The 24,979-nt window shown below is 55.4% G+C and carries 23 protein-coding genes; 11 read left to right on the top strand and 12 right to left on the bottom strand.

The features are described from left to right. Positions 1–15: 15 nt before the first annotated feature. The 8 genes from glsB (at position 16) to E0L21_RS16015 (ending at position 8,436) form a co-directional block, all read left to right on the top strand. A complete protein-coding gene (glsB, locus tag E0L21_RS16050; protein WP_131411207.1) occupies positions 16–942 on the top strand; it encodes a glutaminase B in 927 nt (308 codons plus the stop codon). After that, entirely contained in the window at positions 942–1,307 is a 366-nt protein-coding gene (locus tag E0L21_RS16045) for a DUF4186 domain-containing protein (protein WP_131411205.1), read from the top strand. Before glsB ends, E0L21_RS16045 begins: the two co-directional genes overlap by 1 nt. A 58-nt stretch (positions 1,308–1,365) precedes the next feature. After that, entirely contained in the window at positions 1,366–2,808 is a 1,443-nt protein-coding gene (locus tag E0L21_RS16040) for a GGDEF domain-containing protein (RefSeq protein WP_131411203.1), read from the top strand. Between the two features lie 190 nt (positions 2,809–2,998). Further along, positions 2,999–3,991, top strand: coding sequence for a sensor domain-containing diguanylate cyclase (locus E0L21_RS16035; protein WP_131411277.1), 993 nt, complete (start codon positions 2,999–3,001; stop codon positions 3,989–3,991). Between the two features lie 102 nt (positions 3,992–4,093). Continuing rightward, positions 4,094–5,062, top strand: a complete 969-nt coding sequence (locus E0L21_RS16030) for a sensor domain-containing diguanylate cyclase (protein ID WP_131411201.1) — start codon at positions 4,094–4,096, stop codon at positions 5,060–5,062. 79 nt (positions 5,063–5,141) lie between these two features. Beyond that, complete coding sequence (locus E0L21_RS16025) at positions 5,142–5,666, top strand: GNAT family N-acetyltransferase (protein WP_131411199.1); 525 nt, start codon at positions 5,142–5,144, stop codon at positions 5,664–5,666. 116 nt (positions 5,667–5,782) lie between these two features. Continuing rightward, the gene (locus E0L21_RS16020) at positions 5,783–7,234 is read left to right on the top strand and encodes a tagaturonate reductase (RefSeq protein ID WP_131411197.1); all 1,452 of its coding nucleotides are present in this window, start codon (positions 5,783–5,785) and stop codon (positions 7,232–7,234) included. Positions 7,235–7,521: 287 nt separating this feature from the next. Then, entirely contained in the window at positions 7,522–8,436 is a 915-nt protein-coding gene (locus E0L21_RS16015; protein ID WP_131411195.1) for a bestrophin family protein, read from the top strand. A 165-nt stretch (positions 8,437–8,601) separates the two neighbouring features. Here E0L21_RS16015 and pdxR read toward each other — a convergent pair whose 3' ends face one another. Continuing rightward, on the bottom strand, positions 8,602–10,020 hold the full coding sequence (gene pdxR, locus E0L21_RS16010; protein ID WP_131411193.1) for a MocR-like pyridoxine biosynthesis transcription factor PdxR: 1,419 nt from the start codon (positions 10,018–10,020) through the stop codon (positions 8,602–8,604). A 92-nt stretch (positions 10,021–10,112) separates the two neighbouring features. Between pdxR and E0L21_RS16005 the strand changes: the two genes are divergently transcribed. Beyond that, entirely contained in the window at positions 10,113–10,592 is a 480-nt protein-coding gene (locus E0L21_RS16005) for a carboxymuconolactone decarboxylase family protein (protein ID WP_017456727.1), read from the top strand. On the opposite strand, the gene E0L21_RS16000 is transcribed toward E0L21_RS16005, so the two are convergent. After that, positions 10,593–11,483, bottom strand: coding sequence for a LysR family transcriptional regulator (locus E0L21_RS16000; RefSeq protein ID WP_131411191.1), 891 nt, complete (start codon positions 11,481–11,483; stop codon positions 10,593–10,595). A gap of 99 nt (positions 11,484–11,582) precedes the next feature. Here E0L21_RS16000 and E0L21_RS15995 point away from each other — a divergent pair, with 99 nt between their 5' ends. After that, a complete protein-coding gene (locus tag E0L21_RS15995) occupies positions 11,583–12,998 on the top strand; it encodes an aldehyde dehydrogenase family protein (RefSeq protein ID WP_131411275.1) in 1,416 nt (471 codons plus the stop codon). A gap of 47 nt (positions 12,999–13,045) precedes the next feature. Here E0L21_RS15995 and E0L21_RS15990 read toward each other — a convergent pair whose 3' ends face one another. The 6 genes from E0L21_RS15990 to nifL form a co-directional block, all read right to left on the bottom strand. Then, the gene (locus E0L21_RS15990) at positions 13,046–14,611 is read right to left on the bottom strand and encodes a methyl-accepting chemotaxis protein (protein WP_131411189.1); all 1,566 of its coding nucleotides are present in this window, start codon (positions 14,609–14,611) and stop codon (positions 13,046–13,048) included. Between the two features lie 258 nt (positions 14,612–14,869). Further along, positions 14,870–16,108 carry an EAL and HDOD domain-containing protein gene (locus tag E0L21_RS15985; RefSeq protein ID WP_131411187.1) on the bottom strand — a complete coding sequence of 413 codons (1,239 nt, stop codon included), beginning with the start codon at positions 16,106–16,108 and terminating at the stop codon, positions 14,870–14,872. A gap of 206 nt (positions 16,109–16,314) precedes the next feature. Then, positions 16,315–16,824 carry a nitrogen fixation protein NifQ gene (locus tag E0L21_RS15980; RefSeq protein ID WP_131411185.1) on the bottom strand — a complete coding sequence of 170 codons (510 nt, stop codon included), beginning with the start codon at positions 16,822–16,824 and terminating at the stop codon, positions 16,315–16,317. Further along, positions 16,824–18,218, bottom strand: a complete 1,395-nt coding sequence (gene nifB / locus E0L21_RS15975) for a nitrogenase cofactor biosynthesis protein NifB (RefSeq protein WP_131411183.1) — start codon at positions 18,216–18,218, stop codon at positions 16,824–16,826. Before nifB ends, E0L21_RS15980 begins: the two co-directional genes overlap by 1 nt. Before the next feature lie 147 nt (positions 18,219–18,365). After that, positions 18,366–19,940 (bottom strand): nif-specific transcriptional activator NifA, encoded by a 1,575-nt coding sequence (gene nifA / locus E0L21_RS15970; RefSeq protein ID WP_131411181.1) that lies wholly within the window; start codon positions 19,938–19,940, stop codon positions 18,366–18,368. Continuing rightward, positions 19,937–21,424 carry a nitrogen fixation negative regulator NifL gene (nifL, locus tag E0L21_RS15965; RefSeq protein ID WP_131411179.1) on the bottom strand — a complete coding sequence of 496 codons (1,488 nt, stop codon included), beginning with the start codon at positions 21,422–21,424 and terminating at the stop codon, positions 19,937–19,939. Before nifL ends, nifA begins: the two co-directional genes overlap by 4 nt. 354 nt (positions 21,425–21,778) lie before the next feature. Here nifL and E0L21_RS15960 point away from each other — a divergent pair, with 354 nt between their 5' ends. After that, positions 21,779–22,309: a flavodoxin gene (locus E0L21_RS15960; RefSeq protein WP_131411177.1), complete on the top strand. Its 531-nt coding sequence runs from the start codon at positions 21,779–21,781 to the stop codon at positions 22,307–22,309. Positions 22,310–22,347: 38 nt separating this feature from the next. On the opposite strand, the gene nifM is transcribed toward E0L21_RS15960, so the two are convergent. The 4 genes from nifM to nifV are packed head-to-tail and all read right to left on the bottom strand — an operon-like array spanning position 22,348 to position 24,975. After that, positions 22,348–23,133 (bottom strand): nitrogen fixation protein NifM, encoded by a 786-nt coding sequence (gene nifM, locus E0L21_RS15955; protein ID WP_131411175.1) that lies wholly within the window; start codon positions 23,131–23,133, stop codon positions 22,348–22,350. Then, positions 23,130–23,573: a nitrogen fixation protein NifZ gene (locus E0L21_RS15950; RefSeq protein WP_131411173.1), complete on the bottom strand. Its 444-nt coding sequence runs from the start codon at positions 23,571–23,573 to the stop codon at positions 23,130–23,132. The genes nifM and E0L21_RS15950 overlap by 4 nt, the downstream gene beginning before the upstream one ends. Further along, positions 23,570–23,827: a nitrogenase-stabilizing/protective protein NifW gene (locus E0L21_RS15945; protein WP_131411171.1), complete on the bottom strand. Its 258-nt coding sequence runs from the start codon at positions 23,825–23,827 to the stop codon at positions 23,570–23,572. The genes E0L21_RS15950 and E0L21_RS15945 overlap by 4 nt, the downstream gene beginning before the upstream one ends. Positions 23,828–23,829: 2 nt before the next feature. Next, the gene (gene nifV, locus E0L21_RS15940) at positions 23,830–24,975 is read right to left on the bottom strand and encodes a homocitrate synthase (protein ID WP_131411169.1); all 1,146 of its coding nucleotides are present in this window, start codon (positions 24,973–24,975) and stop codon (positions 23,830–23,832) included. Positions 24,976–24,979: the final 4 nt, after the last annotated feature.

Genomic DNA, 24,979 nt, shown 5'->3' with positions numbered 1-24,979 from the left:
GGGCAAGGAGTCAGAGTGGCAACGGTGATGGATAACGGCATACTGGAAGCGGTGCTCGCTGAAGTTCGCCCGCTGTTGGGGCGCGGCAAGGTTGCGGATTACATTCCGGCGCTGGCGTCGGTGAGCGGCAACAAGTTGGGCATTGCCATCAGCACTGTGCGGGGCGAACACTTCCAGGCGGGCGATGCCGACGAGCGTTTCTCTATTCAGTCAATTTCCAAAGTGTTGAGTCTGGTGGTGGCGATGAACCACTACGCGGAAGAGGAGATCTGGCTGCGGGTGGGCAAAGATCCCTCCGGTCAGCCGTTTAACTCGTTGTTACAGCTGGAAATTGAGCAGGGCAAGCCGCGTAATCCCTTTATCAACGCCGGGGCGCTGGTGGTGTGCGATATGCTGCAAAGCCGCCTTAGCGCGCCGCGCCAGCGCATGCTGGAAATTGTGCGCAAACTCTGCGCTGCGCCGGATATCGCTTACGACAGCCTGGTGGCGCGTTCTGAATTCGAGCACTCCGCCCGCAACATGGCCATTGCCTGGCTGATGAAGTCCTTCGGTAATTTTCATAACGATGTCGCCACCGTGTTACAGAACTACTTCCACTATTGCGCACTCAAAATGAGCTGTGCCGAATTGTCGCGCACCTTTTTATTTCTCGCCGATGGCGGACACAGCGCGCAGCAGGCGGCGCCGGTGGTGACGCCGATGCAGGCGCGGCAGATTAACGCCCTGATGGCGACCAGTGGCATGTACCAGAACGCCGGCGAGTTTGCCTGGCGCGTCGGGTTACCGGCGAAATCCGGGGTCGGCGGTGGCATTGTGGCGATTGTGCCGCATGAGATGGCGATTGCGGTCTGGAGCCCGGAGCTGGATGAGGCGGGCAACTCACTGGCCGGTGTCGCGGTACTGGAAGCCTTAACGCGCAAGTTGGGGAGATCGGTCTATTGATGAATGATTTCGCGCCGTTGTTTGCCCGGCTGGGACGGTCAACATTCCGTTCGCGCTTTCGCCTCGGGGTGAAAGAGCGCCAGTACTGCCTGGATAAAGGTGCTGAGGTAATTGCTTCCCACGCCGCGGATTTTGTCGCAAAACGGCTGGCGCCAACACTGCCACAAAATGATGGTAAACAGACGCCAATGCGCGGGCACCCGGTGTTTATCGCTCAGCATGCCACGGCCACCTGCTGCCGTGGATGTCTGGAAAAGTGGCATAACATCCCGCATGGTCAGGCGCTAACGGAATCGCAACAACACTACATTGTTGAGGTGATTTACCAGTGGCTGGTGATTCAGATGAATGCGCCGGTCGGGTAAGCCTGCACCGCTGGTGCTGCGGGACGATAGCAACGTTAGTGATATGGATTGAGATTTGATGCGTGCATTTTTTTCATCCCCTTTCCGTCTTTTTCGGGAAGAGACGCCGTACTGCAATGCGGCCATGGTGTTTATCCTGACAACGCTGTTTTATTTGCTGGGCGCGATGATGCGCCTGGTGGAAGAACTTTCCCTCTTCTGGCCGCTCAATGCGGTGATGGCCGGTGTTTTCGCACGTTATGCCTGGTTGCAGCGTTGGCATTACTACCTGATTAGCTATGTTGCCATGCTGGCGTATGACGCCATCACCACCTCCTGGGGCCTGGCGTCGCTGATTATCAATTTCTCCAATATGGTGTTTATCATCACCATGGCGCAGCTTATCGGGCTTGAACGCAACCAGATGACCAAAGCGCCGGAGCCGGTTAACGCGCTGAAACTCTTTGGTTACTGTCTGCTTGCCGCGCTGCTGTGCGCGTTTTTTGGCGCACTTGGCTCCGTGGGGATCAATGGTCAGGGGTTTGGCCTGCTGCTGGCCGACTGGTTTGGCGAGCAGTTCTCAACAGGTGTGCTGATCCTGCCCTGTATGCTGACCATGAACTGGCCGCGTAAACCGCTTAATGTGGAGATGCGCAATTTAATGCCGGTGCTCGCCGTCGGCGTATCGATTGTGGCGTCGGTCGCGATTGGCGGCGCAGGCAGCCTGGCATTTCCGCTCCCGGCGCTGATCTGGTGTGCGGTGCGTTACTCGCTGCCGTTGACTTGCCTGGTGACGCTGCTGACCGGTGGGCTGGAGATAATCCTTGTCGCCAGTGGCTATATCAATATTTTCGTCAGTTCGCCGCTGCAGATACCACATATGTTCTCTGCGCGCCTGGGGATTGCCACCATGGCGATTTGCCCGGTGATTGTCTCGGTCAGCGTTGAGGCGATAAATCGCCTGATGCGCCAGGTTTCCCTGCGCGCCGATTTCGATTTCCTTACCCGCGTTTATTCGCGCTCGGGTTTGTATGAGTCGTTAAACCGCGACGCAAAACGCTTTGCCGACAAACACATCACGGTGATGTTGCTGGATATTGATTACTTCAAAAGTGTCAATGACAGCTACGGTCACGAATGTGGTGACCGTGTGCTGACCGCCTTTGCGCGAAAAGTGCAGCAGGCGCTGGGCGAGCGCGGCGTGCTCGCCCGCATGGGCGGCGAGGAGTTCGCTGTGGTCGTGGCAACACAAGACGCCAGTGAAGGTAAACATCTGGCGGAAACGTTGCGCGAAACAGTGGCGCTGTACCCCTTCAAATGGCGGCAGCAAACGCTGCATTTAACGGTCAGCATTGGTATCAGCCATGGGAAAGCCGAGGCCGGGCAATTAACGACAACGTTCAACGCGCTGTTGGCGCTGGCGGATGAAAATCTCTATTGCTCGAAAAAACGCGGGCGTAACTGCATAACAGATGCTGAACATAACGCGCCGGAAAAAGCGGGAAGCGCTATCAGCGGATAATTCCTCGCGCGTCTCGCACCTGATGATGACGATAGCGGCAATTAATATCGATAACTTATTAAATTGCTTGCTACTAATTTTTATCGTCAATACTATTATTGCGTATACGTAGCGGAATCATCGCGTTATGAGCGGATCAGATAATTTGAATAAAAACGAGCGGATCCCTGGCAGACGTTTTGCCAGGCGAATGTATCTGATGCGTATTCTGGGAACGCTACTCTGCTTTTTCCCCATTCTTTCCGTCCTTCTTGAACTGCATCGCCCCGTGTGGAGCGTAGTGTTGCTGTGTGCCAATGCGTTTTTATGGCCTACCGTCGCGTTTTTACGCGCGCGCAACGCGAAGATGCCGCTGCAAATTGAACATCAACACCTGGTCTTTGACGCCGGCGCGGGCGGATTCTGGATTGCGCTGATGGCGGTCAACCCGCTGCCTTCAGTGGTGATCGCCACTATTTTACTCTCTGACCGCTTATCGGCGGGTGGGTTTGTATTGATGCGTAAAGCGGCGCTGGCCATGCTTGCGGCGTTCTTGCTCAGTTGGCTGGCAGTTGGCATGCCGCTGGAATTGCAAGTGACACAGCGAACGATGTTCGCCTCGTTGCCGCTCATTGGGATCTATATCCTGGCACTCAGCGTACTCACGGACAGCATTGCCGTCAGGTTGCGGATAAAAAGCCGCGAGCTTGAGCGTATCGCGATGATGGATCCGTTGCTTGATATCGCCAATCGCCGCCTGCTGGAAAAACGGATTCAGTACGAGCTGGAAAAACTGCACGTGACGCCGCGCCACTCTTCGTTGATGTTTATCGATATTGATAATTTTAAAGAGGTGAATGACCGCTTTGGCCATAAAATTGGCGATATGCTGTTGGTCACCGTGTCGAAAATTTTGCATATTGCCACCCGCACAACGGACACGCCCGCGCGCCTCGGTGGCGATGAATTTGTGATTTTATTGCCCGATACGCCTGCAGAAGAAGCGTATGCGGTGGCAACCCGGATCATGGATGCGGCTGCGGTAATGACAGTGATGCAGGAGCATGCGTTCAAATGTACGTTGAGCATCGGTATCGCCAGTGCGCTACCGGAAATGCACAGTGTTACCGACTGGTTAAAAGCCGCCGACGACGCGCTTTACCAGGCAAAGCGGCTGGGAAAAAACCAGATCTACTCACACTGACAAACGTGCTGAATAAGCTACGCTTTATGCTGTATGCCGTGAAATTAACGACACTTTTTATTGTGTTGCGCATTAACAGCCTGAGAATGGAAACGGCCCCTTATGAAAATACCTGCTATTCCCGCAGATGAGGAACAACGACTGGCGTCGCTGCGCGACTCCGGGCTTCTGGAAACGGGTGTCACCGAGCGTCTTGACCGGCTTACCCGGCTGGCTAAGCGCATGTTCGATGTTCGCGCGGCGCTAATAACGCTGGTCGATGAAGAGATGCTTTTCTTTAAATCTACTTCGGGTACCGTGCGTGAACCGCTCCCGCGGAAGATCACGTTTTGTGGTCACACCATCTTGCATACCGAACCGTTGATCATTCCGGATACCCACGGCGATGATCGCTTTGCTGATAATCCGCTGGTGACCGGCGAGATGGATATCCGCTTCTATGCGGGGTATCCCTTACGTTTGCCGGACGGTGCGGTGGTTGGCGCATTCTGCCTGGTGGATAACACCGCGCGGCAGTTCACGGACGCAGAACGGGACTACCTGAAAGATTTTGCCATGATCGTTGAAGATGAGTTCGCGGTGATGAGCGCGGCCACTACGGACGAACTGACCAGTTTATTTAACCGCCGCGGTTTTGAAAGCCTGGCGAAGTTTGCCATTGTGGGTTCGCGTCGTCGCGCGGAACCATTAACGCTGGCGTGGATCGATCTCGACAATTTTAAAGAGATTAACGACACCTGGGGCCATGCCGAGGGCGACGAAGCGCTGAAAGCGATGGCGTCGGTGATGAGCGCCAGCCTGCGCGAAGCGGATCTGCGGGTGCGCTACGGCGGCGATGAATTCGCGATTCTCTTTTCCGATACCGATGAGCAAGGTGCATGGATTGCAATGCAGCATCTGGTCGAACAGGTTGACGCATGGAATCAGAGCTCCGGTAAGCCGTGGAAGCTGGCGTTCTCATGGGGGATTAGCGAGTTTGATCATGATGGCTGCGGTGAACTGAAGCCGTGGATGAAGGCGGCAGATCAACAGATGTATGCCATGAAAGAGCGCAATCATCGCGGCCGCTGATCCATCACAAAAACCTATGTTTGATGGACTTGTGTTAATAAGTTGTAAAGCTGATAGTGGTCATTTTTAAGGAACAAAAATGACCACTTATCATATCCATTCTCTGGCGGGCGAAGCGCTCGCATCACATATTCATTCCCTTTGTGACGTGCTGGAAAACTGTGTTTCCGGCGGTGCTTCCGTCAGTTTTATGCATCCACTTTCGCGTGAGAAATCCCTGCAATTCTGGTCTGGCGTTGCCGCAAGTGCAGCGCGCGGGGAACGCATTGTGCTGGTGGCGCAAGATGATGCCGGGGAGATTGTCGGCACCGTGCAAGTGGTGCTCGAACAACCTGAAAATCAGCCGCATCGCGCCGATGTGTCAAAGTTACTGGTGCATGAAAAAGCCCGTCGTCAGGGGCTGGCGCGCCGCCTGATGGATGCGCTGGAAAACGAAGCGCTGGCGCACGGCAAAACCGTGCTGGTGCTGGATACCTCCACCGGCAGCGGGGCGGAACAGTTCTACCAGCAATGCGGCTGGCAACGTGTGGGTGAGATCCCTCGCTTCGCGCTGATGCCAGACGGAAATGTGACGGCGACGACAATTTTTTACAAGTTCGTATAATTCCCGCCAATAAGACATCTCATTTTGATCAAAACAGGGTTTCATGGTCTAAAAGTCTGGTAAGTTATTACACCAATCTTCCCAGGTTGTATGACTAATCAAAAAAGGAACCCACTGTGAACACATTAAACCGTCGCAACTTTCCCGGCGCTGAATACCCTGAACGTATTATTCAGTTCGGCGAAGGGAACTTTTTGCGCGCTTTTGTCGACTGGCAAATCGATCTGCTGAATGAGCACACCGACCTTAACGCCGGTGTGGTGGTTGTTCGCCCGATTCAAAGTGATTTCCCGCCGTCCCTGAGCACTCAGGATGGCCTGTATACCACGATTATTCGCGGTCTGAACGAGCAGGGCGAAGCGGTGAGCGACGCGCGTCTGATCCGCTCTGTGAACCGTGAAATCAGTGTCTATTCGCAGTACGACGAGTTCCTGAAACTTGCCCATAATCCGGATATCCGCTTTGTTTTTTCAAACACCACTGAAGCGGGCATTAGCTACCACGCGGGTGATAAATTTGCAGATGCCCCGGCCGTTAGCTACCCGGCAAAACTGACGCGCCTGCTGTTCGAACGTTTCACACACTTTTCGGGGGCGGCGGACAAAGGTTGGGTGATCATTCCCTGTGAGCTGATTGACTATAATGGCGACGCGCTGCGCGAGCTGGTGCTGCGTTATGCGCAGGAGTGGGCGCTGGGTGCCGCGTTTACCCAGTGGCTGGATACTGCCAACGCGTTTTGTTCCACGCTGGTTGACCGGATCGTTACCGGTTACCCGCGTGATGAAGTGGCGAAACTGGAAGCGGAGCTGGGCTACCAGGATTCGTTCCTTGATACCGCTGAACATTTCTACCTGTTTGTTATTCAGGGGCCGAAATCGCTGGCGTCTGAGCTGCGTCTGGATAAATTCCCGCTTAACGTGCTGATTGTTGACGATATTAAACCGTATAAAGAGCGCAAGGTGGCAATCCTCAACGGCGCGCACACTGCACTGGTGCCAGTGGCGTATCAGGCGGGTCTGGATACTGTCGGCGAGGCCATGAACGACAGCGAAATCTGCGCGTTTGTGGAAAAAGCGATTTACGAAGAGATTATCCCAGTGCTGGATCTGCCGCGCGATGAGCTGGAATCTTTCGCCAGTGCGGTGACCGGGCGTTTCCGTAACCCGTATATCAAACACCAATTGCTTTCGATTGCCCTGAACGGCATGACCAAATTCCGCACCCGTATTCTGCCGCAGTTGCTGGCAGGGCAAAAAGTCCACGGCAAACTGCCGGCGCGCCTGACTTTTGCGCTGGCGGCGTTGATTGCGTTCTATCGCGGTGAGCGTAACGGGCAGGCGTATCCGGTGCAGGACGACGCGCACTGGATTGAACGTTATCAGCAGCTGTGGAGCCAGCACGGCGATCGCCAGATCAGCACCAGCGAACTGGTAAAAGCGGTGCTGTCCGTAAGCGATCACTGGGAGCAGGATCTGAGTAAAGTTTCTGGTTTGGTTGAACAGGTTTCGCTGGATCTGGACGCTATCCTGCTGCGCGGCATGCGCGATGCAGTTAAACCGCTGTGCTAATCGCACGTTGCTAAGTGAATATCTAACCCGGCTCCGGCCGGGTTTTTTTTTAATCATGGCTAGCTGTGCAGCCGCTGAGCGGCAAGAGGAGTAACTTCGCAGGAATGTTGTATTTATCATTCATTAGTTACAACATACTTTTAAATAGTTGTATAACAGGTTTCAGCAACCTCTGCGCCAGCTATCGTCGGGCAGAGTGATTATCCGTCACAATTTATTATCAAACTTGCAACTGTGATTGCGATCACGTTTAATAGGGCCGCTCTCCCTAATGCACACAATTCAAGATGATCGTTCGACCTCAACAACACTGGCTTCCCCGTCTTTTCGTCTGGCACGGTTCCGTACTGCCAAAAATCACGTCGCGTTTGCTGATGAATTTCCTGCTCTCCATCGCCGTGATCTTGATGTTGCCGTGGTACACCTCGCTGGGAATTAAGCTGACCGTTGCGCCGTTCAGCATTCTCGGCGTGGCTATCGCTATCTTTTTAGGTTTTCGTAACAATGCCTGTTTTGCCCGCTACAGCGAAGCAAGGATGTTATGGGGACAATTGATGATCGCCTCGCGGTCGCTGCTGCGTGAAGTGAAAACCACGCTGCCAGACGACGAGGGATTACGGCACTTTATTCAGTTGCAAATCGCCTTTGCCCACTCTCTGCGCATGACGTTGCGACGCAAGCCACAGGGCGACGTGCTGGCGAAATACCTGACGCCAAACGATCTGCATAACGTGCTGAACGCGCATTCACCGGCCAATCGCATTTTGTTGTTAATGGGCGAATGGTTAGGTGAGCGCCGGGCACAGGGCGCGCTTTCAGATGTTTTATTTAGCAGCATCAATCAGCGGCTGCACGATATGTCCGCCGTGCTCTCCGGCTGCGAGCGCATTTTTACCACGCCGCTGCCGTTTGCCTATTCGTTAATCCTGCATCGCACCGTGTACCTGTTTTGCATCATGCTCCCGTTCGCGCTGGTGGTAGATTTGCACTTTATGACCCCGTTTATCTCGGTGCTGATTTCCTACACTTTTATTTCGCTGGATACGCTGGCAGAAGAGCTGGAAGACCCGTTTGGTGAAGAGGATAACGATCTGCCGCTGGACGCTATCAGCAGCGCCATCGAAATTGATTTATTGCAAATGGTGGATGCCGATGTGCTTCCGCACAAAATGACACCAGGCAAAAATTACCAACTCACCTAAACTTTGTTCTGGAGAGTGATCCATCTTTACGATTTTTTCAGTCTGATAGCGAAACCCACAACAGAGAGGGACGTGCGATGGAAAAGTCCGACAGAACTATCTCTTTAGCGTTGACCCTGCTGGTCAGCTTCTCGCTTCTCGCCACGGCGTGGGATCTCTCCTTCGTCAGTAGCTTGCCTTAACATTATTGGCCGCTAGCAGCGCCCGTGTTTCCTCAGCCGGGCGCTGCAATAGCGCCAGCGCCTCTTCCTGCGAACGTACATTGGTATAACCGATAATCAAACCGTAGCGTTTGGCGGGTGTGTTGTACCAGCGAGAGAGCGGGCTAACCTGCAACTGGTGCCGCTGCCAGATGTTCGCCACCTCTATATCCTGCGTACTGGTGCGTAAAAACGCGGTGATATGCATCCCGCCATCGCTCACTTCGACGGTAAAAAGCCCCGGATAAACGTGCTCCAGTGCGTCCAGCACATACTTTCTGCGCTGCGAATAGAGTGTGCGCATCTTTTTTAAGTGCTTATAAAAGTGACCTTCGCCAAGAAACGCCGCGAGGATTTTCTGCGTCAGCACTGGCTGACCGCTTTCGGTGAGTTCTGCCGTTTCACGAAACGCGGCAAGTGTCGCGCGCGGCATAACAATATAGCTAATACGCAACGCTGGCATCACCGTCTTGCTGAAGGTGCCCATATAGATAACCCGATCATCAGTATCAAGGCTTTTCAGAGACGGAAGTACTTTGCGGGTGTAGTGGAACTCGCCGTCGTAATCATCTTCGATAATCCAGCTGTTATGCTGGCTGGCCCAGGCCAGCAATTGTTGTTTGCGCGGCAGAGAAAGGGTGACAGCCAGTGGGCTATGATGTGACGGTGTCACAAAAACCAACTGAGCATCGCGGTGGTATTGCTGCAAATAGTCGACATTTAACCCGTTGTGGTCCACCGGCACAAAGTGCAGATTATTGGCGGCGCGTTTCAGCGCCTGGGTGCCAAAGTAGTAACCGGGATCTTCAAACAGCACTTTATCGCGCACCGTAGTCAGCGCATTGAGGATCAGCCTCAGGTTGTTGCTATAGCCACTGGTGATAAAAATCTGATCCGCCGTGCAGGACAAGCCGCGCGACACATTCACATAATGGGCAATCGCTTCACGAAGCGGCGCGTAACCCAGCAGCGGCGGGTTGGTCATTTCCAGCGGCGACATAGAACGTACCGCTTTGCCGCACAACAGCAGCCACTTTTTGTAGGGGAAAGCATCCAGCGAAGGAATACCCGGTCGCAGAAAACCGGGGTGATCGCGCAGTACATCCGCAATCCGCGGTGGTTCGTCTAACGTCTGAGGCGCCATGTCCGACGCAGACGGTTCGCTCAGCACTAAATCCGGGTTAACCCGCGTGCCGCGCGCGCCATGGCTTACCAGATAACCTTCGCCGACCAGAATCGCCCAGGCAGTCTCCACGGTTTTCCGCGCCACGCCTAATTCACTGGCCAGCACGCGCACCGAAGGGACTTTATCACCCGGCTTCAGTAACCCGCTGGCAATGCTGCGCCGATACTGCTCATAAATGGCTTTATAACCCGGCTTCATGTCCTACCTCTATTTATGGTTTTTGCATCTTTTTACTATGGCATAAGCGCGTACTATAGCGGCTGTTGAATCCATAAACGAGGCTAAAGACGATGAGCAATCGCGTAAATCTGTTCCAGACCGTTCCGGCATTAATTAAAACCCTCGGCGATGCCAGCCAGGCGTCGCACGCCAGCAGCCTGGATATTGGTATTAAAAATCTGGTCGATATCCGTGCCTCGCAGCTCAACGGCTGCGCATTCTGCCTGGATATGCATGTTAAGCAGGCGAAACTGCACGGTGAGCGCGAACTGCGCATTTACCATGTGGCTATCTGGCGTGAATCGCCGCTGTTTACCGCCAAAGAGAAAGCCGCGCTGGCGCTGTGTGAAGCGCTGACCAAACTCGACGCGCATGGCGTGCCTGATGAGCTGTACCGTGAGGCGCGGGAACATTTCAGCGAAGTGGAACTCTCCGAGCTGGCGTTTTCCATTGCCATCATTAATAGCTGGAACCGCCTGATGGTGCTGTCGCAAACCTTACCGGGTGCGCTGGATAAAGCCTACGGCCTCGATCGCGCGCACCTTGAGTAATTAACGCGACTCCCGGATAAAGGCAATAAACGCCTGCAACCCCACAGGGATGTGGCGGTGTCCGGGGTAGTACAAACACAGCCCTTTAAACGGCTGTGTCCACTCATCCAGCACGCTGACCAGCCTCCCGGTACGCAAGTCCTCTTCAATGTAAAACCCCGGTAGAAAGCCCACGCCCAGCCCCGCGCGCACGGCGGCAATCGAGGTAAACAGATCGGTGGTCGACAGCCGTGGCGGAACGGCAACCGACAAACGCTCACCGTCGCGCGACAGCTCCCAGCGGTAATTTCCGCCACTGGACATGCGCATACAAATGCCCTGGTGCTGGCGTAAATCGTCTGGCGTCTGCGGCGTGTCGTGCGCGGCAAACCACTCCGGCGTCGCCACCACGCGCATGCGGATATCCTGCGTGAGCGGCACGGCAATCATATCCTGCGGAATCGACTCTGCCAGGCGGATCCCGGCATCGTAGCCTTCAGCGACAACGTCGATCATCTTCGCTTCGGAGGCGACTTCCATGCGCATCTGCGGGTAGCGCGCCAGAAAGCGCACCAGCAGATCATCAAGGAACAGTTGCCCGACAGCTTGCGGGACATTCAGACGCAACGTGCCGGAAGGTTCATCCGGCACGCTGTGAATCTCCTCGTGAGCGTGCTGGATCTCGCGCAGTGCCGGGCCAATGCGTGCAACAAACCGCTGTCCGGCTTCGGTCAGCGCCACGCTGCGGGTAGTACGGTGAAACAGCCGAATCGCCAGGCGACTTTCCAGCCCGGCAATCGCGTTACTCACCGCCGTGGGCGACATTCCTAGCTCCTGCGCGGCGGCGCGAAAACTGCCCCGGCGCATGACCGCCATCACCACTTCCAGCTCAATCAAACCTGAACGATGCATAGATTATCCCGAATTTCGCAACAACCTTTGCAGCATAGCGTGGATTATCAGCGCGATAAAGGCGTGCCACACTGGCTCTACTGTGAAGAGGAGGTGGTTATGCATGCGATTGAACAGATCTCAATAAATGGCGAATGGGTGACGCCGCAGGGTACGGAGCGTTTCGACCTATTTAACCCGGCAACCGGGGAAGTAACAGGCCAGGTACGGCTCGCCAATGAAGCCGATGCGCTAAAGGCGATCGCTGCGGCGAAAGCGGCGTTTCCGGCCTGGTCGCAAACCAGTCGCGATGAGCGAATTGCCGCGCTAATGCGTATGCGCGATGCGCTGGAGGCCTGCCAGCCCGTGTTGTTGCAGGCGATTGTGCAGGAGTACGGCGCACCGGCATCGCGCGCCAACTGGATGGCGCGTTATCCGGTATCGGTTATCGACGAGGCGATCAACGCGCTGAAAGCGTTTGAGTTCGAATCCGTGGTAGGTCAGGCGCGCGTCGTGATGACACCACTCGGCGTCGCCGGATTGATCACGCCGTGGAACAGCAATGCCGGGTTTATCTGCGGCAAACTGGCGGCAGCGCTCGCCACAGGCTGCACAGCGGTGGTGAAACCGAGCGAGATGAGTGCGTTGCAAACCCACATCGTCACTCACGCGCTGCACCAGGCGCAGTTGCCACCGGGCGTTTTCAATATCGTTACCGGGCGCGGCGAGGTGGTTGGCAAGGTGCTCAGCCGTCATCCGGATGTGGCGAAAATCTCTTTTACCGGCTCGACGGCCACCGGCAAAGCCATTTTGCGTAATGCGGCAGATACGTTTAAGCGCGTGACGCTGGAGTTAGGCGGCAAGTCGCCGACCATAATCCTGGAGGACGCTGATTTGGCCGACGCGGTGCCGCTGGCGATCCAGGCCGGGTTTATGAACAGCGGCCAGGCGTGTATCGCGGGCACGCGCATTCTGGTGCCGGTGTCACGCAAAGCCGAGTGCGAAGCCGCACTAGCGCAAGCGGTAACGGCGGTGAAATCGGGCGATCCGCGCGATCCAGCAACGGAAGTGGGCCCGATGGTCAGTGAAAAACAGTGGCAGCGCGTGCAATCTTACATTCGCCTTGGACAGCAGGAAGGGGCGCGTCTGTTAGCGGGCGGAGAAGGGCGCGCAGCAGGTGAAGAGCGAGGTTGGTCGGTGCGACCAACGCTTTTTAGCAATGTGCAAAACACCATGCGCATCGCTCAGGAGGAAATATTTGGCCCGGTGTTATCGGTGATCGCCTATCAGGATGAAGCCGAGGCGATCGCTATCGCCAACGACACCGATTATGGCTTGAGCGCGCTGGTGCTGGGGCGCGATCCCGCACGCGCGCACCGCGTTGCCGGGCAAATCACCGCCGGACGGGTGTTAGTGAATACGCTGGCGCATGAGGCTGCCGCGCCATTTGGCGGGTTTAAACATTCAGGTATCGGGCGGGAAATGGGGCGTTGGGGATTGGCGGCGTTTATGGAACCGAAAAGCATCGTCATGTAGCAGGAAATGCCGTGCCACCCAATAATGCCGGGTGGCACGGGGTGCGATTAACGCGCCAGTTGGAAGAAGCGCACGGAGTCGCGCAGCATTTCGCTCTGTTCGGTCATCGACTGTGCGGCAACCGCCGCTTGTTCTACCAGCGTGGCGTTCTGCTGGGTCACCTGGTCCATCTGATCGATAGCAACGCTAATCTCTTTGATCCCCTGATGTTGCTCGGTAGAAGCGGCAGAGATCTCAGCAACAATATCCGTTACTTTGTTTACCGAGGTCACAATCTCTTCCATCGCGCGGCTGGCGGTATCGGCGTAGCGGGAACCGTCCGTGATCTTCTCTACGGTGCCTTCAATCAACTGCTTGATCTCTTTCGCAGCATCGGCACTTTTTTGCGCCAGGTTGCGCACTTCACCGGCCACCACGGCGAAACCTTTGCCCTGTTCACCAGCACGCGCGGCTTCAACTGCCGCGTTCAGCGCCAGAATGTTGGTCTGGAAGGCGATGCCTTCAATCACCGAAATAATGTCGACAATTTTCTGCGAACTGTCAGAGATTTCATGCATGCGTTTCAGCATGTCATGCACCTCTTTACCGCCTTTCACCGCCGTTTGTGACGTCTGGCGCGCCAGATCGCTCGCTTTGCGGGCGTTTTCCGCATTACTCTTCACGTTTTCGGTGATTTGCTGCATGTTCGACGACGTTTGTACCAGCGATGCTGCTTGTTCTTCGGTACGCTGCGACAAATCGTTGTTGCCTTCGGCGATTTCGCCTGCGGCGTGGGAAATCGATTCGCTGCCGTCAATAATACCGGTGATGATTTCTGCCAGTTTACTGTTCATTAAATGGATGGTTGCCAGCAGGCTTTCGCTGTCGCCCTCGCGCAGCGCGACTTGTGTGCCCAGTTTACCGTCAGCAACCGCCTTCATAATCGACATCGCATAGGCCGGTTCGCCGCCAAGCTGGCGCGACAGATTACGGGAGATAAACAGCGCAATAATACCGGTGGCAATCAGCGCCAGCAGCAGTAAGCCGCTCAACAGATAGAGCGCCTGGTGATAACCTGCCTGAGAATCTTCCCCGGCTTTATCACCAATCGCGACTTCCATATCCACCAGCGTCGCCAGATCTTTCATCAACTGGGTACGATATTTCGCGGATACCGCGCCGCTGATTTTGGCTGCTTCTGCGGCATCGCCGCGATTCATGGCATCGATCACTTTGGCGTTAACATCAACAAAGTTTTTAAAGTTATCCACCACGGTAGTGAACAGGGCGCGCATCTCTGGTGGCTCATTGGCAGAGATTTTTGCGTACTGCTGCTGGGCGTTAAGAAAGGTTGCCTGGTTTTGCAGCAATTCGCCGCGGTGTTGATCCAGCGACGCAGGCGTGGTCGAGGAAATATACTGCACTTGTTGCAAGCGCATTTCGGCTAATACGCCACGCATTTCAAGGGTATAGCGAACGCCAGGTGTTCTGCTTTCGCGGAACTGTTCAATATTTTTATTGGTGTTGTTAAGTTGATAAATAGAAACAACGCCCAGCAACAACATCATCACGATCAAGATGGAGAAGCCGATGAGCAGCTTGGTTAATACGGTGGCCTGCGCTATTTTTTTCATAATCCACAACTAAGTAAAGAAAGGTAATATTAATAACGGCAATATTTTAGGAAAAATTGATCTATTTATCTGATCTCAATCACATATTGTTATGATTTTTGTGCAATAGCACACATCAGATTTTTAATTTAGATTAAGGGAAGGGCGGTTGTTAAAAACGTGGGTGAATTATACTTATCTTAAGTGAAATATTGTTTCAAATGGTATCTTTGTGCTGGAGTTTATTTTCTGCGCACGGTGTTCAGTGCGCAGAAAAAATTAATGGGAAATAGTAATCGGCAATTCATCAGCCCATTTTGCTGCCTGGTTCATCAGCTCGGAAATCGCCGAGTTGGGTAAGCCAATTTCGTGCGCTACGTCGCTGGCTTCGTCCCACATCCGCTGCTCATACAGGCGCGCCAGTCGCACATAGGGGTAGAGTTCCCCGCTGTTGGCCTCAAGCGCTTTGGCTACTTCCGGCGAGACGGCGATCTGCGCCATCAATTCATCGAGCGGTAGACCGAGGATCACATCCAGCAGAGAAAAGAGGCCCGCCATAAAGGCGTCATTAGAGATGTTATTGGGCGAAGTGCGCGCCGCCGCCAGTTCGCAGAACTTAGCGCGGATCAGGCTCAGGTAATAGATTTCGGTGTTGGTGACTTCTTCGAAAGAGGTCAGACACGCCACCAGCACAAAACGCCGCATTTCGCTGATACCAAGGTAGACAACGATGTCACGTAGTGATTGATTGCGAAAACCGCTAATGCCGCGCGTGTTATATAAAATGTTTTGCGCATAACGCATAATTTTAAAAGAGAGTGAAACATCGCGTTTCAGCAAATCTTCTATTTTGTTTAAATTGGGCGATTCGACGTTAACTTCCTGCATCAGCTTCATGGCAAACGCACGATTCTGCGCCAGTTTATTTCTTCTGGTGACCACCGGCTTGCTGAAAAAATAACCCTGAAAAAGATGAAAGCCTAACTTTTTAAAAGACTCAAATTCTTCATAGGTTTCCACTTTTTCGGCGAGAAAAACCGTATGGCGCAATAAGTCCCGATTAGCGCGGATATAATCGCTAATTTCTTCGTGCTGACTTCTCCTTATGTCAAATTTAATCACATTGACATAAGGCATAAAGGCTTCCCATTGGTTTCCGGGTGCGAAATCATCCAGCGCAATGCGAAAACCCAGCGTGTGCATACGTTTGACGGTTTCCAGCAGTTTAATATCCGGCTCGGCGTTTTCCAGAATTTCAATCACCACGCGATTTATCGGCAGCGTTTCTGCCAGGCCTTCAACCAGCAACTGGTAGGGAAAATTGACGTAAACAGTACTGTTGTCGCTCTTACGGCCCACCGGCGCACTGAGAAACTGCTCTTCGATTAACTGTGTGGTGGCCTGTTCCGCAGAGATGTCGGGGAAGCGGTTATCCATGCTGTTCCGAAAGAGAAGTTCGTAACCGACGGTGTTTAATTGGTTATCAAAAATCGCCTGTCTGGCCACAAAAGAATACATTCGCCACCTCGTACACCGTGTACTTTTGTATAAGTTTTCCAAATATATAAGCAACATTAACACCCTGGCTACCGGAACCGTGTGACTGCGGCAAAATATTTGACTTTTATTGTTAAAGCGTAGGCCAGCAAAGCGGGAAGTGCCCAGGCAGCAGGGACTTTGGCGCGGTATTAAAGCCTGATGACCGGTGTATCAGGCTTTTTTCCTTAGGAGGGTTCAAAACAGAGCGGGCGTTCGTAGCAAGCGTCACAACTCGGCGAGCGGCACACCACTTCGCCTTCGCTATGCAGACAACGTTGGCGGTAGAAAAACTTTTTCCAGCGCATATTGTTGCTGTTCATCTCAACAAGGGGGGCGAAGCAATCACTCATTAGCTCTCTGAGCTCGGCACGCGAGCTGAGCCCCAGATCCTGCCACAGGTGGTTAAAAGCCAGTGATGCACTGGCAATAATGTGCTGCATCGGTGCGGCATCTGCCGACATATGGCACTCCAGCCACAGGGCAAGTTCGGCGCGCTCTGCGGTACGCGTGGCGTTGAGTTCACTCATGAGTTTTTGTCGCAAACGGCAGTCCGCAGGCATGTCTGGCGCAGGGGGCGCGAAACGTGCCTGCAAGTTTTCCCAGTCGCTCACGCTTAAACCCATTCTTTCCGGATAGCAACCTTCACCGTGCAGATAAAGCCACAGCAAGCGCCGTAGCCAGTCATCAACGCGCATTATGCTACCCCCTTGTTTTGCCCCTCTGTTGGCGCAGTTTGCCACCAGCGTAGCAGCGAAGAAGCGATGGGTTGCCAGGCGTCATCAACGCAGGGCTGAATGCCACGCGATTGCAGTTTTTGCCAGGGCTCGTAGCCGATTCGGGCGCAGAAGACGGCTTTCACATCGGCCAATAAGTCGAGCACGGCGTCCATCCGCGCATCGCTTTCCTGCGGCTCACAGTTATCTGAACCCTTGCAATATTTCGGTGTGAAACGTTCATTGACCAACACGGCGCCCGCAGCCGATAAACTGTAAATACGAAAGCGGTCCGCATGGCCAAAATGGCAGTCGATCAGCTCGCCATGCGTCGAGGCTACCGCTACCAGACAGGCCTCCGTGTCCTCGGATTCGCCTTTGGTGACGATGCTGGCGTGAAGCTGCGCGCGGCGAAACAGGGTCGGTAGCCACGGCTGCGGGGCCGATTCTACGGGTGCCAGTGCAAACTGCTGGCTGCGATCTTCGCCGAGCATGCCGATGGCATCAGCGCGGCACTGCTGGCAGTGCGTCATTTGTGGCATCACTTCACCACAGGTTTCGCGCACGCGCGCTACCATCTCTGCATCGGGTTCCGCCTGGCCGTTAAGCCCAAAAACCGTGCCGTGCTCCGGGCGGGCTATCAGCGGCATAATGTTGTGAATAAACGCGCCAGCCCCGCGCAGTTCGCGGCTGACATCGGCCAGCGCGAAGTCGTTAATACCGGGGATCAGTACCGAGTTGATTTTCACCAGCACGCCTTGCGCCGTCAGGCGACGAACGCCCTCCAGTTGACGGGCTATCAATATTTCACCCGCTTCGCGCCCGCTATAACGTTCGCCCTCCAGCCACAGCCAGGCGTAGATCCGCGCGGCGATCTCCGGGTCGAGCGTATTGATGGTCACCGTAACGTGATCGACGCCGATATTGACCAGCCGTTCAACGGCGTCTGGCAGCATCAATCCGTTGGTTGAGAGGCACAATTTCATATCCGGGAGCTGTTCACGCACCAGTTCCAGCGTGGTAAATGTCCGTCCGATATTCGCCAGTGGGTCGCCAGGCCCTGCAATACCAACGACGGAGAGTTGCGGAATAGCCGTCGCAACTTGCCGTACTTTCGCGACCGCCTGTTCGGGGGTTAAGAGTGACGATGAAACGCCAGGCCGGGATTCGTTACTGCAATCGAATTTGCGATTGCAGTAGTTACATTGCAGGTTACAGGCAGGCGCCACCGGTAAATGCATTCGCGCAAAGCGGTGATGACCGCTTTTTGAGTAGCAGGGGTGCAGCGCCACTTTACCGGCAACGGCATCAGAAAGCGGTTCAGCCGGCGTTGCCTGGCCGCGGGAACCGCCAGCGGCGGATGAGCAGGACATCATAGAAGGTACCTCCGTTTACGGAATTATCCTTCGGTGGTGCAAATCCCGTTCCGATTATAACCTATTAAAAAATATGACTATTTATTTTGTGGTGTTGTCGGTTTTGTGGCATTTGGCTGACAATGTGCCGAATGCCACAACCGCTGTTTACAGCCTTGGCAGGGTAATATCCATCGTCTGAATGCGATAGGCGACCTGGCGTGGCGTCATCCCCAGCAATCGCGCCGCTTTGGCTTGTACCCATCCCGCTTTTTCCAGCGCCGCAATCAGCCGCTGACGCTCATCAAGGTTGTTATCGAGCCAGTTATCTTCGTGCGTGACGTTGATAACTGGCGGTTTGGTTGGATTATCGCGATGGTTAAACAAAATCACGTCCCGATCGATCAGACCGTTCTCCGACATCACCGCAGAGCGCTCAAGGCAGTTTTCCAGTTCACGCACATTACCGGGCCAGCTGTAGCTCATCAGCAAGCGGATAGCCCCCTCGCTAATGCGCAGCGTACGATTCTGGTTCCGGGCGATTTTACGCACCAGAAAATGCGCCAGCTCGCCAATGTCCTCCTGGCGTTCACGCAGCGGGGGCAGAGCGATGGGCATCACATTCAGGCGGTAATAAAGATCTTCGCGAAAGTGCCCCAGACGGACTTCATCTTCAAGATTGCGGTTAGTCGCGGCAATAATGCGCACATTCACTTGCAATGTTTCATCGCCGCCGACACGTTCCATTTCGCCTTCCTGCAAAATGCGCAGCAGCTTCGCCTGAAAGGAGGCGCTACTTTCCCCAATCTCGTCAAGAAACAGCGTGCCACCGTCGGCCAGCTCAAAACGGCCTTTACGCTGGCGCACCGCGCCGGTAAAGGCCCCTTTTTCGTGACCAAACAATTCGCTTTCCAGCAGTGTGTCCGGCAGCGCCGCACAGTTGAATTTCACAAATGGCGCACTGGCGCGCGGCGAATTGTGGTGGATGGCGTTGGCAATCAGTTCCTTGCCGGTGCCGCTCTCGCCGCGCACCAGAACGGTGGTGTCCCAGCGAGAAACCTGGCGAATAATCTCCATGGTCTGGCGCATCGCCGGGCTGTTACCGACCATGTTTTCAAAGCCGAATGTGCGTGAAGCGCTGCAAGATTTCGGGCTGGCGGGCTGCGTGATAGCTGTGCGCGGGGAAGGGCGCGCTGCCGGTGGTGCCATCAAACGCACGGTTTGCGCCACCAGGTTGGCGACTGTTTCCAGAAAGCGGGTGCAGGCGGGTAACCGCTCTTCGTAACGTGCCATGGGTTGCGCCGTCAGCACACCAAACGTCTGCGCATCCGGCCCGATCAGCGGCACGGCGATAAACGGCAGGTTGTAATCATACAGCCCGAGGCGGTCAAGAAAGCGCTGATCGTCAGCAACACGCGCCAGCACTAAAGATTGCCCTTGTGAAAGCACCGTACCGACTAGCCCTTCGCCCGGACGGTAGCGGATTTGCGAACTGCCGGGGATCAACTGCTGATCGGCTTCCTGCAACGCTTCAATATTCAAAATCGCCTGCTGGCTGTCGTACAGACAGATCATTCCGTGCTGCAAAAAGGCGTCATTGTGCAATACGCACAGCACTTGCTGGAGCGTCTGATCGACCTCGGTGGCCCGGCTGAGTACCACGCTTATCCGCTGCATCGCGGTGAATTGCTGGGATAAATCGAAGCGCCAGACGGTATTACCCGACTCGGTTTGCTGGGTCATTTTGAGCCTCCGGTCAGTGAGTGAAATAGCGGGAATCGCAGGGTCAGGCAGCTTCCCCCTTCGGGGCGTGACGTCAGTTCTATCGCGCCATGGTGGTGTGCCACCAGCGTCTGAATCAGGCGCAGCTCCATCCCTTTTCCCGGCGCGTTAAGCGCATCCGGCGAGTGGGTATGGCGCACCGGAATCAGCGGCACATTGTCAGTGATATACAACGAGAGCCAGCCCTCTTCTTCGCGGGCGTAAATCTGCGTTTGTGCGGTGAAATCACGCAGCCCGGCGGCAATATCCAGCGTGCGATCGAGCCACAGACTCAGGCAGGCCAACAACTGGGTGCGTTGACCAAACCCCACCAGATGATGAGAATCCAGCGTGACCTGCAAATTTTTACCCTGTTCGTAGCGGGTGTGGTAAAGCGCGCGCAGATCGTCAAAAAAGGGTTGCAGCGGCCAGACTGCCGCATTTTCAAGCTCCAGCGACGGGCGGCAACGTTTCAGCCGCGCCATCGCTTCTTCGCCTTCACGCCACGCGGCATCCAGTGCCACATTGCTGTTATCACTGCCATTTAAACGCCGCGCTGCCGCCAGCATATTGATAGGGCAGTTAAGCTGGATCAGCGCGGCGTCGAGCGCTTCGCGGATCGCAGCCAGCAGTTTGCCGCTGGTCATCTGCTGTTTAAGGCGGTCAAGCCGTCCTTGCTCCTGCTGCTGGCGCTGTTGAGTGTCGTCGGTGATGACCACCAGCGTGCGCGTCAACGTATTATCGATAAAGTAGCGACCGGCTTCTTCGCTGACGCCAGGCAGCGCCCAGCAGGTGACTGACAACCAGCGCACCGCGCCGCGCAGCACTACCGGTAATACCTGGCCGTTTGCCAGCTCCGCTTTACGGGCTGAAAAATTGAGTTCGTTCAGGAGCTCTTTTCCGCCGCAGTCGGCACAGAACGTTTTGTAGGCGAGGTTATCCATGATCACATGGTCGCGTTCATCCACTACGACCACCGCCGCCGGAATGTTATTCAGCACCGCTTCGGTCAGCGTCATGTGATTACGCAATCGCTGCTCCAGCGCATAACTGGTGCTGATATCGCGCTGCATTGCCAGGTAGTGTTCCAGTTCGCCAAACGGGTTAATCACCGGGGTGATATCGATCTCGACCAGATACAGGCTGCCGTCACGGTGACGGTTGATCAATTGCCCGCGCCAGGGGCGGCGTTGCAACAGGGTGTGCCACATATCCTGGTAGATTTCCCGTGGTGTTTGCTTACTGGCAAGCAGGCGGGGATTTTGCTGCAACAACGCTTCAAGTTCATAGCCGGTCTGGCGGCAAAACGCCGGGTTGGCATAGACAATGCGGGCTTCGGCATCGGTCAGTGAAATGGCGACGGGGGCTTCCTCAACGATGGTAAAAAACAGCCCAGGGTGTTGTTGCGAGAGCGCACCGGCAATTGCCTCGGGGGCGCTGGCATCCATCATCATATTCAGGGTCATCGCACACTCCTGCGGTCAGTTAATCGTGTCGTAGTTCTGACAATTTGTGCCACCTGGCGACTTTCGCCCGGACAACATGTCAGGCCCGTATAACCATGCAAAGAGTGAACCTTTTGGCTGATAACCCGACAAAACCTTGATCCAGATCGGTATTCAGCGCGGTATAAGCGCTAAAGGCCCGTCTGGTGGGCATCTGCGAGAAGATGCGCTGCCAAAAAAAGCGCCAGACTGGTGCACAAATAACCATTCTGGTGCAGGGGTTGCTCGTAACGAAAACTGGCACGCTCTTCGCAATATCTAACGCGTTCACCGCATTTTCTCGGCGGAATTTCTTTTTCAACAGGAGCGCGTGTTATGGCAAATATTGGAATTTTTTTCGGCACCGACACCGGCAAGACCCGCAAAATTGCCAAACAGATCCATAAAAAACTGGGTGAACTGGCGGATGCGCCGGTCAATATCAACCGGACCGATCTTGAAACCTTTCTCTCTTATCCGGTGCTGATATTAGGCACCCCGACGCTTGGAGACGGGCAGTTGCCGGGGCTTGCGGCGGGGTGCGAGGATGAATCCTGGAGTGAATTTGTCACCCAACTGCAAAGCGATAGCTTGAGTGGTAAAACGGTGGCGTTGTTTGGTCTGGGCGATCAGGTGGGTTACCCGGATAATTTCGCCAGCGGCCTGCGCCCGCTGTACGACACGCTGAAAAGCTGCGGTGCGCAGATGGTTGGTCACTGGCCGAATGAGGGATACACATTTGGTTCGTCGTCCGCGCTTGAGGCGGATAACTTTATTGGTCTGGTACTGGATCAAGATAACCAGTACGACCTGAGTGATGAACGCATTGAGGCGTGGCTGGGCACGCTCAAACCGCTGATCCTCTAATGCCTGAAAAGCCCGGTTGACAACCATCGCCGGGCTTTTCAGTGCGCCTGTAATAAGGATGCCAGCCACTGACGTTGCCACTGCTGCTGGGACTGGCGGTACAAATACTCCCGCGCTTTCGCCAGCGCTTCCTCCTGGGCCATCGGTGCGGGTTGGCGAATCTGTTCACACCACAGCAAATGCCAGCCGAGTGCCGTTTCGACAGGCTGGCTAATCTCATCTGTTTGTAGCGTAAACAGCACCTTTTCCAGTTCCGGAAAGAGCAGACCGCGACTTACCCAGCCCAGACGCCCACCTTCCAGCGCGCTGGGGCAGTGCGAGTGGTGTCTTGCCAGCCGGGCAAAGGCAGAGCGGTTGTTACTGATTTGCTGATAAATAGGGGTTATCTGCTTTCGTACCTCGGCATCATTTTGCTCTACGGTAAGCAGCAAGTGCGAGGTTAAGCGTTGTTCCGGGCGCATAAATTGCGCCCGATGTTGCTGATACCAACGCAGCACGCTCTCTTCGTCCGGGACGGGGGCTGTGCTTGCTATTTCAGCAAACTGCGTTTCCAGGTGCACATGATGCGCAATCACCGCCTGGCGCTCGGCTGGGGAAAAAGGGCTTTCATTGAGCTGCGGTGCCAGTGATGCCGCCACGGCATTACGTGCATCGTCAGTAATGATTTCGTCGCGTGTCATATTAACGACCGCCTGTTCGAGCTGGCGCTGGCGCGCCCAGGCACGGTCAAATGCTTGTTGGTGTGCCGCCGGGATGTTTTCCGGCTCGCAGTGCCAGCGGGTCAGCGCCAGCCGTCGGCGGGCGAAACGCTCCCACGGCATCATAGTGGCGTCTCCAGCAAGATCATGGCGCTGGCGGGAACCTGAAACCAGCGCCCGGAAAAGGTGACGGTGTAACTATCGGCATCCTCTCCCTGGCCCGTGGCGGTGATATGACCCTGTTCTCCGGCGGCCACGACAATGTTGTCGCCGATGGCCAGCGCGTGGCGGCAGGCGACGGTATCGCCGTACTGGAACTGCCCGGCGTGCCAGGGTTCGGAAAGTGGGAGCAATTCTTGTTCACGGCAGCCAACAATCAAGCCGCAGTCGGGAAAATGGATTTGATAGATAACTTTATCCATCAGGAAAGTGCCCTGTTCACGAACAAAACCCGTGCTACCCCGGCGCACCAGCAAATCACCGCGCCGGTAACCCGGCATGGTGCCATCGTTGCGGATAGCGCGGCTAACGCGGACTTCCTCACCGAACGCATACTTTCGCTTCATGATGTGTGCTCCGTTGTACAGTGCTCGTAGCTTTCCGCCAGCAGTTTGCGCGCCAGTAGCCAGGGCTCGGGGGGAGTGACCTCGAGCAGATTACGCAGCGGTACATTGTCGCGCAGGCGCTGATGAAATTCGCGCAGCACCGGCAGGCAGCAACGGCGCAGCGTTAGCGGTTCATAAGGAACGGAGAAAAAGGTAAAAAAGGATTCGGCGCTGTCGAGTTCATCCACGCCGGGAATCTGATAAAACCATTCCATCTTTAGCCTCTCGCCAGGTGTGGGGCGCTTGTGCCACACAATGTGGTGTAAAGCGCGATCAGTTCATCGTCATGCGGGGTGCGTTTGCTGCTCTCAGCCACGCGGCGAATGGCGGGCAGCAGCAGGTCGATTTGCAGGGCGTTAAGGTGATAGCCCAGCCGGGTAAACACGCCTTCCACGGCCTGACGACCAGAGTGTTTACCGAGCACCAGCCGGTACTCACGCCCCATCAGCGCCGGGTCGATGGCCTGGTAGCTTTCGCGATCGCGCAGCAGGGCGGCGACATGTACGCCGGATTCGTGGGTGAATACCTGCGCGCCAACCAGCGGTTGTTGTGGGTCAATGGGGCGCCGGGCGGCATCGGCGACCTGCTGGCAGAGCAACGGTAATTGCGTGAAATCCACACCGCTATCCAGCCCCAGACAGCGGCTCAGACCGAGTGCGACGGTTTCCAGCGCGGCGTTTCCGGCGCGTTCGCCAAGACCCAGCACGGTAGTATTCACACTGGTTGCCCCGGCGCGTACCGCTGCCAGCGTATTGGCGGTCGCCATTCCGAGATCGTTATGGGCGTGCATTTCAATTTCACCGGACCAGCATTGACGCAGGGCGCTGATGCGCTGTGTGGTGGTTAACGGGTCGAGCAGGCCAAGGGTATCGGCAAAACGCAACCGCTGTGCACCTGCGCTGATGGCGACTTGCGCAATGTCCGCTAATGTGTGATCGCTGGCGCGTGAAGCGTCTTCGCAACCAATACAGACCTGTAACCCCTGGTGTCGCGCCTGTGCGATCAGTGTGGCCAGCTTATCCAGCACGACCGGCAGCGGTTCGCGCAATTTGTACTGCCGCAGCTTATCAGAGGCGGGCAGCGAGATATCCACCCAGTCCATGCCGAGATCGGCGCTCTGGGCGATTTCGTCGGTGTTCATGCGACACCAGGCCATTAGCGTGGCGTCAGGCAGTTGCTGGCGCACCTGGCGCATCCGTTGGCGTTCTTCGCGCCCCATCGCTGGCGTGCCGACTTCCAGCGCAGTCACGCCGGCGGCAAACAGCGCTTCGGCAATGGCGATTTTCTCGCTAGCGCAAAAGGCAACGCCGGGGCTCTGTTCGCCGTCGCGCAGCGTGGTGTCATTGATCAGTACGCTGGGCATGTTG

The sequence above is a fragment of the Kosakonia quasisacchari genome, assembly GCF_004331415.1.
Lineage (GTDB): Bacteria > Pseudomonadota > Gammaproteobacteria > Enterobacterales > Enterobacteriaceae > Kosakonia > Kosakonia quasisacchari.
This window is presented reverse-complemented; position numbering and strand designations above follow the sequence as displayed.